Annotated in this window: 16 protein-coding genes; 1 reads left to right on the forward strand and 15 read right to left on the reverse strand. The window is 69.9% G+C overall.

Features of this window, described 5'->3' with window-relative positions:
- Positions 1-27: 27 nt before the first annotated feature.
- From BIU99_RS09175 to rpsB, 11 genes are all read right to left on the reverse strand, one after another.
- Entirely contained in the window at positions 28-1,008 is a 981-nt protein-coding gene (locus BIU99_RS09175) for a tetratricopeptide repeat protein (protein WP_071260873.1), read from the reverse strand.
- Positions 1,005-2,870: a hypothetical protein gene (locus BIU99_RS09180; RefSeq protein ID WP_071260875.1), complete on the reverse strand. Its 1,866-nt coding sequence runs from the start codon at positions 2,868-2,870 to the stop codon at positions 1,005-1,007. Before BIU99_RS09180 ends, BIU99_RS09175 begins: the two co-directional genes overlap by 4 nt.
- Before the next feature lie 118 nt (positions 2,871-2,988).
- Entirely contained in the window at positions 2,989-3,732 is a 744-nt protein-coding gene (locus BIU99_RS09185) for an alpha/beta hydrolase (protein WP_071260876.1), read from the reverse strand.
- Between the two features lie 52 nt (positions 3,733-3,784).
- Positions 3,785-4,075: a hypothetical protein gene (locus BIU99_RS20260; protein ID WP_071260877.1), complete on the reverse strand. Its 291-nt coding sequence runs from the start codon at positions 4,073-4,075 to the stop codon at positions 3,785-3,787.
- 50 nt (positions 4,076-4,125) lie between these two features.
- Entirely contained in the window at positions 4,126-4,794 is a 669-nt protein-coding gene (locus tag BIU99_RS09195) for a hypothetical protein (protein ID WP_064295109.1), read from the reverse strand.
- A 75-nt stretch (positions 4,795-4,869) separates the two neighbouring features.
- Positions 4,870-5,427 carry a DivIVA domain-containing protein gene (locus BIU99_RS09200; protein ID WP_254773600.1) on the reverse strand — a complete coding sequence of 186 codons (558 nt, stop codon included), beginning with the start codon at positions 5,425-5,427 and terminating at the stop codon, positions 4,870-4,872.
- Positions 5,428-5,482: 55 nt separating this feature from the next.
- A complete protein-coding gene (locus BIU99_RS09205) occupies positions 5,483-6,529 on the reverse strand; it encodes a phosphatidate cytidylyltransferase (RefSeq protein WP_254773601.1) in 1,047 nt (348 codons plus the stop codon).
- Between the two features lie 71 nt (positions 6,530-6,600).
- On the reverse strand, positions 6,601-7,155 hold the full coding sequence (frr, locus tag BIU99_RS09210; RefSeq protein WP_064295107.1) for a ribosome recycling factor: 555 nt from the start codon (positions 7,153-7,155) through the stop codon (positions 6,601-6,603).
- Between the two features lie 72 nt (positions 7,156-7,227).
- The gene (pyrH, locus tag BIU99_RS09215; protein ID WP_056006822.1) at positions 7,228-7,941 is read right to left on the reverse strand and encodes a UMP kinase; all 714 of its coding nucleotides are present in this window, start codon (positions 7,939-7,941) and stop codon (positions 7,228-7,230) included.
- Positions 7,942-8,110: 169 nt separating this feature from the next.
- A complete protein-coding gene (tsf, locus tag BIU99_RS09220; RefSeq protein WP_064295106.1) occupies positions 8,111-8,938 on the reverse strand; it encodes a translation elongation factor Ts in 828 nt (275 codons plus the stop codon).
- Between the two features lie 18 nt (positions 8,939-8,956).
- Positions 8,957-9,880, reverse strand: coding sequence for a 30S ribosomal protein S2 (gene rpsB, locus BIU99_RS09225; protein ID WP_064295105.1), 924 nt, complete (start codon positions 9,878-9,880; stop codon positions 8,957-8,959).
- Positions 9,881-10,193: 313 nt separating this feature from the next.
- On the opposite strand from rpsB, the gene BIU99_RS09230 reads away from it, so the two are divergent.
- Positions 10,194-10,718, forward strand: a complete 525-nt coding sequence (locus BIU99_RS09230) for a murein hydrolase activator EnvC (RefSeq protein ID WP_083397273.1) — start codon at positions 10,194-10,196, stop codon at positions 10,716-10,718.
- On the opposite strand, the gene BIU99_RS09235 is transcribed toward BIU99_RS09230, so the two are convergent.
- From BIU99_RS09235 to BIU99_RS09250, 4 genes are read right to left on the reverse strand one after another with little or no spacing between them, the layout of a single operon-like run.
- Complete coding sequence (locus BIU99_RS09235) at positions 10,691-11,620, reverse strand: tyrosine recombinase XerC (RefSeq protein ID WP_071260881.1); 930 nt, start codon at positions 11,618-11,620, stop codon at positions 10,691-10,693. The genes BIU99_RS09230 and BIU99_RS09235 overlap by 28 nt on opposite strands.
- A 57-nt stretch (positions 11,621-11,677) precedes the next feature.
- Positions 11,678-13,018, reverse strand: coding sequence for a DNA-processing protein DprA (dprA, locus tag BIU99_RS09240; RefSeq protein ID WP_071260883.1), 1,341 nt, complete (start codon positions 13,016-13,018; stop codon positions 11,678-11,680).
- Positions 13,015-14,544: a YifB family Mg chelatase-like AAA ATPase gene (locus BIU99_RS09245; protein ID WP_071260885.1), complete on the reverse strand. Its 1,530-nt coding sequence runs from the start codon at positions 14,542-14,544 to the stop codon at positions 13,015-13,017. Before BIU99_RS09245 ends, dprA begins: the two co-directional genes overlap by 4 nt.
- Complete coding sequence (locus BIU99_RS09250) at positions 14,544-14,900, reverse strand: YraN family protein (protein WP_064296323.1); 357 nt, start codon at positions 14,898-14,900, stop codon at positions 14,544-14,546. Before BIU99_RS09250 ends, BIU99_RS09245 begins: the two co-directional genes overlap by 1 nt.
- Positions 14,901-14,910: the final 10 nt, after the last annotated feature.

Here is a 14,910-nt window from a genome sequence, read left to right on the forward strand (position 1 = left end):
GGCGGGCCTTCGTCGTGCATCGGTCGGTCAGTAGAGGAGGCCGGTCAACCGGGCCCTGGCCTTCATGACGCGCGGATCGGTGACGCCGGCGACCTGGAAGAGCTCGAGCAGGCGCGTCCGGACGGTGTCCTTACCCGACTGGTCGAGGTCGGGGAACAGCGTCAGCAGACGGTCGAAGGCGTCCTCGAGGTGTCCTCCGGAGAGGTCGAGGTCGGCGACGGCCAGCTGGGCGTCGAGGTCGTCGGGAGCAGCAGCGGCGCGTGCGCGGATCTCATCGAGGGTCTTCCCCGTGAGGCGGTGCAGCAGACGGACCTGAGCGAGGCCGGCCACGGCCATGTCGTCCTTCGGATTCTGCGCGATGGCCTTCTCGTACGCGGCGATGGCCGTCGGGTAGTCGGCACGCTCGATGGCCTCGTACGCCTCGGCGTGGAGGGGCGGCAGCGGCTCCTCCACGGGTTCGGCTGGAGCTGCGGCGTCCCCTTCGGCGACGACGGCCCGACCGGAGACCCCGTTCTGTTCGGCCAGCTGCAGCAACTGCTCGATCACATCGCGCACCTGCGACTCCGGGATGGCGCCGTTGAACATCGGCACCGGGCGTCCGCCGACGACGGCGACGACCATCGGGATCGACTGCGCCTGGAACGCCTGGGAGAGCTGCGGGTTCGCGTCGACGTCGACCTTGGCGAGCACGAAGCGGCCGGCGTATTCGGCGGCGAGGCGTTCGAGCACCGGGGAGAGCTGCTTGCACGGTCCGCACCACTCGGCCCAGAGGTCGATGACGACGGGGACGACGGAGGACAGCTCGACGACCTGACCGAACCCGTCGTCCGTCGCGTCGAAGACCAGGGACGGGACCTGGACGGTCTGGCCGGTCGTCGCGCCGGGCGCCTCTGCCGGTGCGCCCGCCTGCGTCGACGCGCCCGCGGGCGGCGTCTGGTGGCGACGAGCGAGACCGGAGAGGTCGACGGCGCCGCGCAGGTGTGCTGCGCTCGGCTCCGCGGCACTCACGGGAGCTCCGATGCGGCGATGAGGGTCTGGGTGAATCCGAGCAAGGTGATCTTCTCTCCGGAGTTGACGGCTGGCACGTAGAACAGGAGCTGGTCGCCGTAGGTGGCCTGCGTCCCCTTCGCGCTCTCGGTGATCCCGGAGAGCGCGGCGACCGCACCCGAAGGTTTCACGGTAGCACCGGCCGTGACGACCGAGACCACCTCGCCCTCCTGCACGTTGACGGCGACGATCGCACCCGAGTCGTTGGTCGCCAGTGCGACGTTCGGGCCGGTACCGGCGGCCGCCGAGAAGGCGATGCTCGCCGTCGTCGGCAGGTTCGCGGCCTTCGTGGCGCGGTCCGCAGCGACCTGGGTCCGGAAGACGTCACCATCGGCGTTGAACATGCCGGCGAAGCTGCTCGCATCGCCGTTGGTGATGATGTCGGCGTATGCCGCGGCGATCTCCTCCGGCGGCATGACGAGCAGCTTCGAGTCCGGCGGGACGCTCGCGGCACCGATGGTCGCGGGCGCGACGTTCTCGAGTCGGGCGCCCTCGAGGAGCTTCTCCGCGTAGACGACCTGGTAGTTCGACCGCGGGTCCTGCTGGGTCATCACGAGGACCGTTGGCGACACCGTCTCGTCGGCCTTGTCCTGGATGGCGGTCATGACCGTCCGAGGCCAGGCATCCGTCGCCTGGGGCAGGGTGAGCGTGACTGGCGACGCGGGGATGGGCGTCGCTCCGGCGGCATCGGCCACCTTGGAGCGGAGGGCGTAGTTCGCCGTGCGCTCCTCGAGAGCCGGCCCGGAGAACCGGACGGCTGCAGCGGTGCCGTCGAGCGCAGCATCGGCCTCGGACGCCGCCGTCGAGATCCGCGACACGATCCGCTCGACCTGTGGCACGGTGACGACGGGCGCGGCGAAGTCCTGGTCTTGGCTGTCGGCCGGCAGATCCGTCGCAGTGACGGTGGGCGTCGGTGACGGCGCTCCGATGGTCGGCCAGTAGTCCTGGGAGCAGCCACTCAGGCCCAGGGTCCCGATGAGGACGAGCGGTACGCCCACGACGAGTGAACGGCGCAGCGAAGAGCGCTTCGTCTTGCCGGCTCCGAGTTCACGGGGGCGGCGCGGCTTCGGTTGTCTCGACATCTTCGTGATGCCCTTCTGTCCTTGTCCCGGACCCTTGCGACGCGGGCCTCGCGAGCGACGCATGCGCTGGATCCCCGAGAGGTAGAGCACGATGCCGGCGAGGAGCACGAGGATGCCACCGGCGATCAGGGGACCGGCCCACGGGGTGGCGTTGTCGAGTGGCCAGGAGAGTCGGAGGGAATCCGGAGCTGCGGCCGAGCCGTCGGTCGCGATGAGCACGTCGATGTCCTTCGGCAGGTTCATCGTCGCGATGACCGCGCCCGCCTCGTCGTACTCACCGAGCCAGAGGTCGGATCCGCGCGGGTCCGGGCCCTTCTCGGCGGTGGTGGTGTCGTCGCTGGCCTCGGGGGCCGGCGTCGCCGACGGCTCGGGACTCGGGGTCGCCCCATCGTCGTCGGTGGCGTCCGCCTCGGCCGTGACGGTCGTGGTCGTCAGTGCGGTACCGGCACTGTTGACGCCCACGCGGCTGTAGGGCTCGTCGCCGAGCCAGGCCGTGATGTCGTCGGAGCGCCCGTAGCTCATGAACACCTGCGTGTCGCCGCCCGCGCCCGCCACGATGGACTGCGCTCCCGGCTGCGACTGCAGCACGCTCCCGGGGATGACGATGAACCGGTCTCCGCTGTCGACCGTCGTCGACAGGCTGAAGGTGCCGGGCGAGAGGAACACGGTCCGTTGCGCGATTCCCGTCACGATCATGACGGCTGCCACGACGAACGCGGCGATGGCGAGAACGAAACGCACGGATTACTCTCCTCTGGCGTCGGAACGACGCGGGTGATCCTGCGTCCGACGGGATCCGGCGGGTCGGGCCGGCAGGAGACGCAGGTGGTTCAGGCTATCGGAAATGACTGAGAGGCGGCTAGACGGCCGCTGGGAGGCCGGGAGCCGGCCAGTGGGTCGGCAGCGGCAGCGCCTCGGGACGCACTGCAGCGACGATCTCGGTGAGCACGCGTCGGGTCTGGCTCTCCCCCACCCACAGGTGCTTGGCGCCGTCCACCGGGACGAGCGTGACCCCGGGGAGGACGCCGAACCGTTCCGCCGCTTCCGCGGGTCGGAGGTAGTCGTCGAACTCGGGCACGAGGACGACCATCGGCCGGTCGTCGCCGGCCCATGCCCGGAGCTCGTCCTCCGTCGTGCGGTGCAGCGGCGGAGACAGGAGGATCACTCCGTCGACGGCCGGGTCGCGCCCGTACTTCAGGGCCAGCTCGGTCCCGAACGACCATCCCACGATCCACGGGTGCGGAAGCCCGCGCTCGGCCACGAACGCGAGCGCGGCCTCGACGTCGGCCCGCTCCCCGACGCCGCCGTCGAAGGCGCCGTCGCTCGTCCCTCGAGGAGACGAGGTGCCGCGGGTGTTGAAGCGGAGCACCGCGATCCCCGTGAGCGCAGGCAGGCGCGCCGCGGCCTTCCGCAGCACATGGGAGTCCATGAACCCGCCGGCGGTCGGCAGCGGGTGGAGCGTCACCAGGGTCGCGACGATCTCGCCATCGGCCGGCACCGCGAGCTCGCCGACGAGGGTCAGGCCGTCGGCCGTGTGCAGCTCGATCTCCTCGCGGACGGCGGGGAGCTCGGCGCCACCACGGATCTCGATGGTGTCGGTCATGAGTCAGTCCTCCGGGGCAGTGTGGTCGGGTCGATTCGCGGCGTGCGGGCGTTCACCGGATCCGCCAGCAGTGGGAGTGCCAATGCCGCCGGGCAGCGATGTCGGCCTGGTCGCCCAGGACCCCGTCGGCGCGCCACGTCACCACATGTGCGGTGCCGGGCGGGATGGACTGTCCGCATCCCGGACACACGTAGGTCTTCTGCGCACTGGAACCGCTGACGGGCTGGACGAACCAGGACCCGTCTCGATGGTCCTCGGTGCGTTTCCACCCTGCCATCAGCCGTTCGAGACCGTTACCCTCGTCGTCGCCGGGCCGTGGCCGGTGGCGGTGGTGTCGGGGCATGGGTCAAGTCTAGGCTCAGCCTCCACGACCGTGTCGGGAGGCGGTTCCGGTCAGTACCAGCCGTTGGACTCCGAGTGGGCCCACGCGCCACACGGCGTGCTGTACCGACTCGTGATGTATCCGAGACCCCAGGTGATCTGCGTCGCGGGGTTGGTGGCCCAGTCGGCTCCGGCCGAGGCCATCTTGGAGCCGGGAAGCGCCTGCGGGATGCCCGTGGCGCCAGAGCTGGCGTTGTAGGCGTACACGTTCCAACCCGACTCACGGTTCCACAGGGAGACGAGGCAGCTGTACTCGCCCTCGCCCCAGCCGTTGGCCATGACCATGTCGTAAGCGATCGCCTGAGCCGTACCCGGGTCGGGCGTGCCTGCCGCGGGAGCGCTGCCCGTGGACGAGGAACCGCCGTCGGTCGCGGCCGGCGTCGCCACGGGAGGCGGCGGGGGCGGAGCGACGACCTCGTAGCTGTCGCGGGCGAAGGTGTACTGGTAGTTCGAACTCGCGACGACGGACTGCGCCGCGTTGCCACCGAACTGCGCCTGCTTCTCCGCGTAGGAGGACGCCACGACGCTCGAGGTCGGGTCGACCATCGTCACGGCGACGAAGCCGAATGCAGCCGTCGCGGCGAAGATGCCGAGGACTTTCTTGCCGCGAGAGCGCGGCCGACGGTACGGCTGAACCGCCTTACCGGTGTTCGGCTGGGCTGATGGTTTCCACGGGGTCACGTCAGTTGAGTCTTGAGGCACGATGCATCGATGGTAGCCGAGAATGCCTGATCAGGCCACCTGGTCGACCGACGCTCAGCGAACCGCCAGCATGACGTCCACGACGCTGTCGAGCAGTGCGTCGACCTGCGACTCGCGGTATCCGGCCCATTCGTTGCGGAAGACGGCCGTGCGGACGCGGTCGACATTGAGCGGTGTGCCGTCGTGGAAGTAGGCGACGAGGCGGTCCGCGAGGGCGTCCACGTCCTTCCGGCTGTAGCCGCGGGCGAGCAGGCTCACGCGCTGGAACCGTTGGCCCTCCGGCCTCGTCAGCCGGTTGAGGATGACCTGCGCGGTGCCGCGGGCGTCGCGCAGCCACTCCTTGGCGCCGCGCTCCTCGACCGACCGCTCCCGCTCGCGGAGCGAGAAGGCGTCCTCGAGTCGCTCGAGCGCCGCGTCGACGTGCTCGGTGCTGTAGCCACCCCGGACGAGCCGGAACGCCACGTGCCGGATGTCCTCCGCGCTCAGGGTCGCATCCGCGTCGGCGTCGGCGTCCTGCCCGTAGGCGGCGCGAGCGCGGTCGAGGAACTCGTCGACCTCGGCCGGATCGTAGCCACGCTTCGAACGCTTTGAGGTGGGGAAGATCGTGCTCACCGGACCATTCTCCCCCATGAGGGGCTGATCGGGCGAAATCGGACCGGGCCAGAGCTCAGACCGCGAGTCCGCCGAACAGCAGGAAGACCACGTAGGCGACGACCGCCGACGGCAGGATCGAATCCAGGCGGTCGAGGAATCCCCCGTGTCCCGGCAGCCACGAGCTCATGTCCTTCACGCCGATGTCGCGCTTGATGAGCGACTCGGCGAGGTCGCCGACCGTGGCACTGCCGAGGAGCAGCAGGCCGAGCAGGACACCGACCCACCACGGCACACCGAGCATGAGGATCGCGAGCAGCACACCGGCCACGACCGCGACGACACCCGCCCCGGCGAAGCCCTCCCAGGTCTTGTTCGGGCTGATCACCGGCGCCATCTTGTGCTTGCCGAATGACAGGCCACTCACGTAGGCGCCGACATCGACGCAGATGACGAGGATCAGGAACGCCAGCGTCCACCATTCGCCCTCGGGCTGGGCGACCAGGAACACGGCGAAGGAGGCAAGGAAGGGGACGTAGACCTGGATGAACGTCCCGGACGCGAGGTCGCGGACGAGCGTGGGAAGGTCGGTGCGCTTCGAAGCGATGGCCTGCTCGGCCACGCGCCAGACGATGACCAGCAGGATGCCGAGCAGGACGACGGACCAACGCCAGACGTCGTGGAGGAAGAACGCCGCCGGCTGCATCGCGACGGCGGAGACGACGGTCGGGATCGCCGGCACCCGGCGCCCAGTCTGCTCGAGGGCCTTCCGCAGCTCCAGCGTGGCGAAGGCCACCACGGCCGAGGCCAGGACGACGAAGATCACCTTGAAGATGATCAGGCTCACGAGCATGATGCCGCCCGCGGCCACCCCGATGAGGATGGCGTTGACGAGGTTGCGGCCGACGCGCGCCTCGATGCGTTCGTTCGTCGCGTCGAACTGCGCCTTCGTCGCCTGGACCTGCCGTTCGATGTCGGCGCGTTTGGCGTCGACCTGCCGCTCGAACTTCGCGCGGCGGTCCTTCAGCTGGGACCGCAATTCCTGCGAACCCGACTTGCCGGACCGGCCGGGTTCGGGTTTCGACGGATCGCTCGATCGCCCGGGAGCGACATCGTCTTCCACAGGTACCTCCAGCGGGCGTGCCGTCGGTCGAGGGACCGGTCGGCGAACGGAATCAGCGGTGGGACAGCGGCTCAGATGGAGAGCAGCTCGGTCTCCTTGGCCTTCAGCGCGGCGTCGACGGCGTCGATGTGCGACTTCGTGACGGCCTCGAGCTCCTTCTCGCCGCGTGCGACGTCGTCGTCGCCGACCTCGCTCTTGAGCGCCTCGAGGTCGTCCTTGCCCTTGCGACGGATGTTGCGGATGGACACCTTCGCGTCTTCACCCTTGCCGCGGACGATCTTCACGTATTCCTTGCGACGCTCAGCGGTCAGCTCGGGCATGGTGACCCGGATGACGGTGCCGTCGTTCGTCGGGTTGGCGCCGAGGTTCGGGATGTCGCGGATCGCCTGCTCGATGTCGCGCAGTGCGGACTTGTCGTAGGGCGTCACGACGATCGTGCGAGCTTCCTGGTTCTGCAGGGAGGCGAGCTGCGCCAGCGGCGTCGGCGTGCCGTAGTAGCTCACCAGGACTTTCTGGAACAGCTGGGGGTTGGCGCGACCCGTACGCACCGTGGCGAAGTCATCCTTCGCGGCCTCGACGGCCTTCGACATCCGGGTACCAACATCCGAGAGGACATCCGCGATCACGAGCACTCCTTTGATTGCATTACTGGGTTCAGTCTAGTCGGGCGGCGGGCCTCGGCCTGGCCGCCCTGCCGCCTACGCGGAGGTGACGAGGGTGCCGATCGCGGCACCGCGGATGGCCGCCGTGACGTTGCCGGCCGGCTCCATGCCGAAGACGCGCATCGGCATGCCGTTGTCCATGCAGAGGCTGAAGGCCGTCGAGTCGACGACCTTGAGGCCGCGCTGGAGCGCCTCCTGATAGGAGATGGTGTCGATCTTCGTCGCCGTCGGGTCGACGCGGGGGTCTGCGGTGTAGACGCCGTCGACGCCGTTCTTGGCGACGAGGACCTCGACGGCTCCGATCTCGAGCGCGCGCTGTGCGGAGACGGTGTCGGTCGAGAAGTACGGGAGTCCGGCGCCCGCTCCGAAGATGACGACGCGACCCTTCTCGAGGTGTCGCTCGGCACGGAGCGGGATGTAGGGCTCGGCGACCTGCGTCATGGCGATGGCCGACTGCACGCGCGTGGCGGCGCCGGCCTGTTCCAGGAAGTCCTGGAGCGCCAGGGCGTTCATGACCGTTCCGAGCATGCCCATGTAGTCGGCTCGGCCGCGGTCCATGCCGCGCTGGCTGAGCTCGGCTCCGCGGAAGAAGTTGCCGCCTCCGACGACCACTGCGACCTCGACCTCGGCGGTCGCTTCAGCGATCTCGCGGGCGATCGACCCGACCACGTCGGGGTTGACGCCCAACTGGCCGCCTCCGAACGCCTCACCTGACAGCTTGAGCAGTACCCTGCGCTTCTTCTCCGGCATCCGCCTGTCCTTCCTCGTCCCTCACACAACTTAGCGTCAGGAGCCGCCCGCTGTCCGCGACAGTGGTCGACTCACTGACCGGATCGTCACCGATCCCACGTGCACGGGTATGCCCGCGCACGCAAAGGGGTCCGGATCGCCACTGGCGATCCGGACCCCGTCACAACTGCTACGCGCCGACCTTGAAGCGGGCGAACCCGGTCACGGTGAGGCCCGCGTCAGCGAGCACCTTCTGCACGGACAGCTTGTTGTCCTTGGCGTAGTCCTGCTCGAGGAGCGCGACCTGCTTGAAGTACGAGGTCACGCGGCCCTCGACGATCTTCGGCAGCGCAGCCTCGGGCTTGCCCTCGTTCTTCGAGATCTCGGTGACGATCTCGCGCTCCTTCTCGACCTCGTCGGCCGGGACGTCGTCGCGGCTGAGGTAGGACGGGTTGGCGAACGAGATGTGCTGCGCGATGCTGCGAGCCGTCTCCGCGTCGTCGCCCGTGTAGCCGACGACCACGCCGACCTGCGCGGGCAGGTCCTTGTTGGTCTTGTGGAGGTAGACGGCGAAGTGCTCACCGTGCACCACCGCGAGGCGGCGGAGCTCGAACTTCTCACCGATGATCGCAGCGGAGTCCGCGATGACCTCGGCGACGGTCTTGCCGTCGGCCGGAGCCGCGTTCCCCTCTTCGACGGTGGTCGCGCCGGCGGCGACGACTGCGTCGAGGACGAGGTCGGCCAGAGCGAGGAACTTCTCACCCTTCGCGACGAAGTCGGTCTCGCAGGCGAGCTCGATGAGCGTGGCGGTGTCGCCGTTCTCCTTCGCGGCGACGAGGCCCTCGCTCGTGGAGCGGTCGGCACGCTTCGCGTTGCCCTTCGCACCCTTGAGACGCAGGATCTCGGTCGCCTTCTCGACGTCGCCATCGGCTTCGACGAGTGCGTTCTTGGTGTCGACCATGCCGGTGCCGAGCTGCTCGCGCAGCACCTTCAGGTCAGCGAGAGAAAAGTTGGCCATTGCTGGTGTCCTCCTTGATTACTTCTCGTCGGCGACGACGGCGGCAGCTGCACCCTCGGCGTCGGCGGCGGACTCGGTTGCAGCGACCTCGACGTCTTCGACAGCCGGGGCTGCCTCGACGGCGTCGGTTGCGGCGATCGCCTCATCGGCGACCTTCTCGGTCTCGGCGGAACCCTGCTCGCCGCCCTGGAGCAGCTCCTGCTCCCACTCGGCGAGCGGCTCGGCCGGGGCGTCGCCCTCGGTCGGCTTCTGGTGGCGCTGGATGAGACCCTCGGCGGCGGCGTCGGCGATGATGCGCGTCAGCAGGCCGACGGAACGGATCGCGTCGTCGTTACCCGGGATCGGGTAGGTGACCTCGTCGGGGTCGCAGTTGGTGTCGAGGATGCCGATGACCGGAATGCCGAGCTTGCGCGCCTCGTCGATCGCGAGGTGCTCCTTCTTGGTGTCGACGACCCAGAGCGCCGACGGCGTCTTCGAGAGGTTACGGATACCACCGAGCGACTTGTGGAGCTTGTCCAGCTCGCGCTTCTTGATGAGGAGTTCCTTCTTGGTGAAGCCGCTCTTGGAGGCGTCTTCGAAGTCGAGCTCCTCGAGCTCCTTCATGCGGGCGAGTCGCTTCGACACCGTCTGGAAGTTGGTGAGGAGGCCACCGAGCCAACGCTGGTTGACGTAGGGCTGGCCGACGCGCGTCGCCTGCTCGGCGATGACTTCCTGCGCCTGCTTCTTCGTGCCGACGAAGAGGATGGTGCCGCCGTGGGCGACCGTCTCCTTGACGAAGTCGAAGGCCTGGTCGATGTAGCCGAGCGACTGCTGCAGGTCGATGATGTAGATGCCGGAACGCTCGGTGAAGATGAAGCGCTTCATCTTCGGGTTCCAACGGCGGGTCTGGTGCCCGAAGTGCACGCCGCTGTCGAGCAGCTGGCGGATGGTTACGACGGCCATGAGCCGTTCTCCTGTTCTGCGCTCGCCACCGCACCGCTGACGCGGACGGGTGGGAGTGCCTCGGTTGTCTGACGGACCGGATGGCCTCGTCCCTGGTGCCCGGCGCACGTCCGCCACGCTCCGGAGAGCGAGGACCGATTGGAAGTGGTGGCCGAAATGGCACGCGTAGTCACCCCGACGAGCGAGGTGCTCCGTTCAGCATAGCATCAGGCCACCGTGATGACGGCGCTCCACAGCCCGTCCGGCCACGTCCGTCTCCCCGCTCCGAGGCGCCCACCCGCCCTCGCTTTCCCCAGCCCGTCAGGCTCGGATCATGATGACCTCGATCGCCAGTTGGTTCCTCATCTCCTGTCTGGTGCTCCTCGCACCCGTGAGCACGTCTGGGGCGGCGCCGGCCTGGAGCTGGCCGATCGCTCCCCCGCACGTCGTCACCGAGCCGTTCGTCGCGCCGCCCGACCCGTACAGCGCCGGCCACCGGGGTGTCGACATCGCCGCATCGCCCGGTCAACCGGTCGTTGCAGCAGCCGCCGGCGTCGTGACGTTCAGCGGGACGGTGGTCGACCGACCGCTCGTCGTGATCCGGCACGACGACGGACACGTCTCGAGCATCGAGCCGGTGGTGGGTTCGGTCGAGGTCGGCAGTCCGGTGACCCGCGGGGCATCGATCGGGACCGTCGGTGTCGGCGGACACTGCGCCGACGGCTGCGTGCACTTCGGGGTGCGGCGCGACGGCGTCTACGTCAATCCGATGCTGCTGCTCGGCGAGGTGCCACCGGCCGTCCTGCTCCCGCTGACCGCGACGGCGGGGGCTCAGGCCCGCGGGTGGGCGTTGCGGTAGCTCTCCTTGATGCGTTCGACGGAGACGTGCGTGTAGATCTGCGTCGTCGCGAGACTCGCGTGGCCGAGGAGTTCCTGGACCGCGCGGAGGTCCGCTCCTCCGTCGAGCAGGTGCGTCGCGGCGGTGTGCCTCAGGGCGTGAGGCCCTGCCGGACCGCCGCCGGGCACGGCGTCGAGGAGCCGGGCGACGAGTGTGTAGACGGAGCGCGGGCCGAGCCGCCCTCCGCGCGCGCCGAGGAAGAGGGCTGCGCCGGGCGTCGGTCCACGGTCGTTCGCGGCTGCACGGGCGACCAGCTGCGGGCGGGCGCTCGTGAGGTAGTCGACGATCGCCGACTGAGCGGGGACGCCGAACGGCACGACCCGCTCCTTGTCGCCTTTGCCCGTGACCCGGACGGTGAGTCGGTCGAGGTCGAGGTCGTCCCGGTCGAGTCCGCACAGCTCGGACACGCGAAGGGCCGAGGCGTAGAGCAGTTCGACGACGGCGAGGTCGCGGAGGGCGTTCGGCTCCCCCGATGCGGCGCGGTCCTCGAGCCCCGCGAGGAGGTCGTCGAACGGGCCCCGGCCGACGACGCGTGGCAGGGTCCGACCCGTCTTCGGACTCCGGAGACGTGCTGCGACGTCCGAATCGACCCTGCCGGTGCGGAGGAGCCAGGCGCTCCAGGCCTTCGCCGTGGCGGTGCGTCGCGCGAGCGTCGCCTTGGACGAGCCGGCCTCGGAAGCGGCCCAGAGCCAGTCGCGGAGGAGGTCCAGCGTCACGCCGTCGACGAGCTCGACGTCGCGTCCGGTGGCGAAGTCGGCGAGCTGCCGAAGATCGGAGGCGTAGGCGCGAACGGTCTGCGGCGACAGCCGACGCTCGGAAGCGAGGTGCTCCGAGAACCCGTCGATGCTGCTCCAGATGTCCACGTGGACAGCATGCCCCACGCGTCCGACGCCGTGGCCTTCCCCCGCCGAGCGATCACCTCACGCCCGTCCCCCGACGAGCACCCACCCGCGCTCCCGTTCCTCGACGGCCCCGGCGAGATCGAGCGCACCGAGCACGCCGGTGACCTCGCGAGGACTCAGACCACTCGCTTTCGCGAGCGCCTCGACGGTGTGTGGCGAGCGCGCACTCATCACATCACGGACCCGGCGTTCCTCCGGGGAGGCGAACGCCTGCGCGTCCGCATCGACCGCGGTCCACCCGGCGAGCTCCGCCATCTGCGCGGCGTTCGTCACGCACGTGGCGGCGTACTCACGGATCAACCGGTGACAGCCAGCCGACGACGGACTCGTGACCGGGCCGGGCACGGCTCCGAGCGGACGCCCGAGGGACGCGGCGTGACCCGCCGTGTTGATCGAACCGGAGCGGTCTCCGGCCTCCATGACCACCGTCGCCGCCGAGGCTGCGGCGATGAGTCGGTTCCGCTGCAGGAACCGCCATTTCGAGGGTGTGGACCCGCACGGCGATTCGCTGATGACGGCTCCGCCGGCCTCGCGGATCCGACGGATGAGCGCATCGTGACCGGCCGGGTACGGCCGATCGACCCCGCCTGCGAGGTAGGCCACGGTCACGCCCCCGCTCCCGAGGGCGGCTCGGTGCGCCGCGCCGTCGATGCCGTACGCGGCACCCGACACGATCGCGAAGCCCCGATCGACGAGCCCGGACGCAGCCTCGAGGGTGACGTGCTCGCCGTAACCGGACGCGGCCCGGGCACCGACCAACGCGATGGCACGTTCTCCCGCGGGGGCGTTGGGAGAGCCGCGCAGCCAGAGGGCGTGCGGCGCGTGCACACCGAGGTGGTCGAACCCCGCATGCCAGCCCGGAGCGCCGGGCAGGAGGAGTCGGACGCCGACCTCGATCGCCGTCTCACACGCGGCGACGAGGTCAGCCGAGACGAGCCGGGGCCGCCAGCGTTCCAGCGCACTTCCGAGCACACGGGAGGCGGGCACCGCGGAGGGATCCTCGGACTCTGCATCGGCCGACGTCGAGCCCAAGCCACTGGACCACTCGCTGCCGAGGATGCGGCGCTGCAGTTCGGTCGGCCCCACCCGGTCCAGAACCGCTGACAGTGCGCCCGCAGGGCCGAGCGCACCGATCACGAGCCCGGCCACGCCGTCGCCCGGTTCGGCGATCATCGTCCAGGCCGCCCGAGCGAACGCCGCCCGGATCCCGGCGGTGCCGACGTCATCATCGGCCTCCAAGACGGGCTCGGCACCTCCATCTGCGCCAGGGCTGCCCGCGGCCACGACCGGTTCCAGGCCGCCGAGGCCTCGGACGAGGCGTTCGACCAACCCGCGGTCCAAACCGAACCACGCACTCATGAGATGCCCTTCCGCAGGAAGAGGGCGCGCCCCAAGTGCTCGGCTGTGGGGCTATTGGCGCCGTCGAGGTCGGCGAGCGTCCAGCTCAATCGGAGGATCCGGTCGTAGCCACGCATGGTGATGCCTCCCCGCTCGAGGGAGCGGTCCAACGCGCTGGTGACGGATCTGGACAGCCGCATCCGCGGGCTCCTGAGCCAGGTGCCGCTCGCCTGTGCGTTCGTGGTCCAGCCGGTGCCGGCCAACCGCTCGGCACTCGCGGCCCGCACCGCCTCGACGCGGGAACGAGCCTCGGCGGTGGAGACCTCACCCTCCCGCGAGAGACTCGTCAGTGCCGAGGTGATCCGGTGCACCCGCACGCGGATGTCGATCCGGTCGAGGAGCGGCCCCGAGATCCGCCCGAGATAGCGTCGACGGGCCTGCGGTGGACAGGTGCAGACGCCGTCCGCCGTGCCGTACTGACCGCACGGGCAGGGGTTCGCGGCGAGGACCAGTTGGAAGGCGGCCGGGAACGTCGCGCTGCCGTGCGCACGATGCACGGTGACCACGCCGGCTTCGAGTGGCTGACGCAGCGAGTCGAGGACGTCGGCGCGGAACTCCGGCGCTTCGTCGAGGAAGAGCACGCCGTGCGCCGCGCGCGCGGCTGCCCCAGGGCGGATCTGGCGCGAACCGCCACCGATGATCGCCGCCGCCGAGGACGAGTGGTGCGGGCTCTCCCACGGTGGTCGTCGGGCGAGCGCGCCGTCCGGCGGCAGACCGATGAGCGAGCGGAGGCAGCTGACCTCGACCGCGGCCTCGGCGTCGAGGTCGGGAAGGATCTCGGGGAGCCGGGCGGCCAGCATGGTCTTGCCGGCCCCGGGAGGTCCGACCATCATGACGTGGTGCCCGCCGGCCGCCGCAGCGACCATCGCGTCGACCGCCTCCGGTTGTCCAACCACGTCCGCGAGATCGAGTGGGTCGGGCGTGGGCAACCGATCGACCCGTTGCCGGACGGGTTCGAGGTCGATCGCGGAGAGTTCTGCACCGTGCCAGATGGCCGCATCACGTAGCGAGGTCGCCCCGATCACCGTGACGCCGGGCACGAGCTGCGCCTCCTCGACGTTGGCGGTCGGCACCATCACCGCGTCGTAGCCGGCGCGGGCGACGGCGAGGACGGCCGGCAGCACGCCGACGAGCGGACGGAGTCGACCGTCGAGCCCGAGCTCACCGAGGTGGACGACCCGCTCGGCGGACTCCCGGCGCACCAGGCCGCCCACGGCGAGGCAGGCGATCGCCATCGAGAGGTCGAAGGCGCTCCCCTGCTTGGGCAGCGACGCTGGAGACAGGTTGATCGTGAGCTTGCCGCCGGGCAGCTCGCAGCCGGAGTTCGCCGTCGCACTCTTGATGCGGTGCGCGGCCTCCCCGAGCGATTTGTCGGGAAGACCGACGATCGCCATACCCGGCACGGTCGCGGCGGCAGACGCCTCGACCTCCACGATCGCGCCCGTGAGGCCGGCGAGTGCGACCGACCAGGTGCGTGCGACGGCCATCAGGAGACTCCCCGCAGGTGCTGGAGTCGCATGTCGCCTTCGGACGGCAGCACGATGCCGACGACGTCGACGCGCATCCGCCTCGAACGCGGTCGGTGCTCAGCACACCAGGCGCCGGCGAGGCGACCGATCCGGGCCAGCTTGCTCGGCGTGACCGCCTCCGCGGGATCACCGAAGCCGACGCCCGAACGGGTCTTCACCTCGACGAAGACCAGCGTGCCGTCGTCGTCCGCGACGAGATCGAGTTCGCCCTGCGGGCATCGCCAATTGCGGTCGAGGATGCGGTATCCGCACGCCTCGAGATGATCCGCCGCCACCTGCTCGCCGCGTCGGCCGAGCTCGTCCTTCCGTGCCATGTGCACCTCC

The sequence above is a fragment of the Plantibacter sp. MMLR14_011 genome (assembly GCF_001865025.1).
Taxonomy (GTDB): domain Bacteria; phylum Actinomycetota; class Actinomycetes; order Actinomycetales; family Microbacteriaceae; genus Plantibacter; species Plantibacter flavus_A.

Coding starts and splice junctions, on each gene's coding strand:
- BIU99_RS09185 (WP_071260876.1), bottom strand. CDS start 3,732: ATGACCGACACCATCGAGATCCGTGGTGGCGCCGAGCTCCCCGCCGTC.
- BIU99_RS20260 (WP_071260877.1), bottom strand. CDS start 4,075: ATGCCCCGACACCACCGCCACCGGCCACGGCCCGGCGACGACGAGGGT.
- pyrH (WP_056006822.1), bottom strand. CDS start 7,941: ATGCCGGAGAAGAAGCGCAGGGTACTGCTCAAGCTGTCAGGTGAGGCG.
- tsf (WP_064295106.1), bottom strand. CDS start 8,938: ATGGCCAACTTTTCTCTCGCTGACCTGAAGGTGCTGCGCGAGCAGCTC.
- rpsB (WP_064295105.1), bottom strand. CDS start 9,880: ATGGCCGTCGTAACCATCCGCCAGCTGCTCGACAGCGGCGTGCACTTC.
- BIU99_RS09230 (WP_083397273.1), top strand. CDS start 10,194: ATGATGACCTCGATCGCCAGTTGGTTCCTCATCTCCTGTCTGGTGCTC.
- dprA (WP_071260883.1), bottom strand. CDS start 13,018: ATGAGTGCGTGGTTCGGTTTGGACCGCGGGTTGGTCGAACGCCTCGTC.
- BIU99_RS09245 (WP_071260885.1), bottom strand. CDS start 14,544: ATGGCCGTCGCACGCACCTGGTCGGTCGCACTCGCCGGCCTCACGGGC.
- BIU99_RS09250 (WP_064296323.1), bottom strand. CDS start 14,900: ATGGCACGGAAGGACGAGCTCGGCCGACGCGGCGAGCAGGTGGCGGCG.